Source organism: Shewanella sp., from assembly GCF_051658185.1.
GTDB lineage: Bacteria > Pseudomonadota > Gammaproteobacteria > Enterobacterales > Shewanellaceae > Shewanella.
In genome coordinates, this window is sequence record NZ_JBOFMC010000017.1 from 1 (window position 1) to 1,442 (window position 1,442).

At 50.6% G+C, this 1,442-nt stretch carries 1 protein-coding gene; it reads right to left on the reverse strand.

Annotated features, from left to right (window positions below; genetic code table 11):
• The coding region (locus tag ACRCZA_RS00825) for an alkaline phosphatase D family protein (protein WP_438672593.1) at positions 1-1,442 on the reverse strand (1,442 nt) is incomplete at both ends.

Genomic DNA, 1,442 nt, shown 5'->3' on the forward strand with positions numbered 1-1,442 from the left:
TCGGGTAATACCGCATATTCAGGCTTAGATTCAGGCTTAGATTCAGGCTTAGATTCAGGCTTAGATTCAGGCTTAGATTCAGGCTTAGATTCTATCTCTGAATCCGCTAGCGCCGCCTCAAATCGGGTTTGGCTCATATCTCCATGGAGCAGCCTGATGTCGATGGGCGCGCCATTGCTCGCTAGGGTCAGCATTCCTAGGGCGCTGCGATTAACAAGGCGGCGCTTGGGGTCACCATTGGGGCGGCGGGCAGAGATCGACAGGCGTTTGCGTTTGGTCAAAAGATTTAACGGGGAAAAGCGGCCATAAAACCAGCCGTTGAGTTTTTCAAATAGCGGCAACAATTTTTCGGGGAATTGGTTTTTGATGCCGCTGCAGGTGATTTGGTAGATCTTCGGGCTGGCGCGCCGAAAGCGAATGCTGATGTCGTAACAAAAAGAGTAATGCACATCGCCAGAGAGGATCACAAAGTGCTCCGGGGTATGACGGTGGATAAAAATACTGAGTAAGCTATTGGCGGCGCCGGGGTGGGCCATCCAGTTTTCGGCGTCCACTAACAAAGAGGCGCCTAACAGTGTTGCTGTGCGCTGGATAGCTTCAATCAATTTCACGCCAAATATGGGGGCCGCCGAGACAATAATGACCTTCGACTGGCCGAGTAATTCTTGCTGCAAATCCATCAAGGCTTCCCAATCTAAGAGTCCCGACGGTTTAGCCAAATTCGATTCGCTGCGCCAGCGGCGCGTACGGGTATCAAGGACGACCAGTTTGGGTGATGTGGCTAAGGTGTAGTGCCACCGCTCAAAATGTAAGAGTGTGGTGATAAGCTCATCGTGATATTGAGTCTGTCGCTGATGTAACCATCGCGTTAGTAACGGCAGGATCTCAGCCGTAAATTGGCTAGGTGCATTACCAAGCCCTTGAAATAAAAGATAACCTATCAGTGCGTTGCCGATAATTCGCTTAGAAAATGCATGGCCGTAGGCCGCTTGCTCCCATTTGGCGGTGAGGTTCCAGTCATCGGTAATGTCATGGTCATCAAAGATCATATATACCGGAATGTGAGCCAGCAGCCGTCTGACTTGCGTTAGCCCAGCCTTAAAGGCCAGAAGATGCTGCCACTCTTTATGCCAACGCGCTTGATGTGCATCGCTAAGGCCATCAAGCGTCCAAGGAATGGTGACCAGCTCCCAAAGTTCGGGTGACCAAGTGAGTAAATACAGGGCGATGATTTCACTTAGGCTGACTAAGTGGTTGTCGGCAAAGGATGAAGTAAATATTGGATGATTGCGATACCAGCGCCAAAAAGCCGTTTTAGCCGGGTATTGGGTGTGTGGCAGCAAGTGGCTATAGCGCTGATAGATGCTTTGGGCGTCATAGGTAATATCGCGACTCGAGGCAATGCTTGCCCCTGTAAACTGCTCATGGTGCAAGCCTAGTAA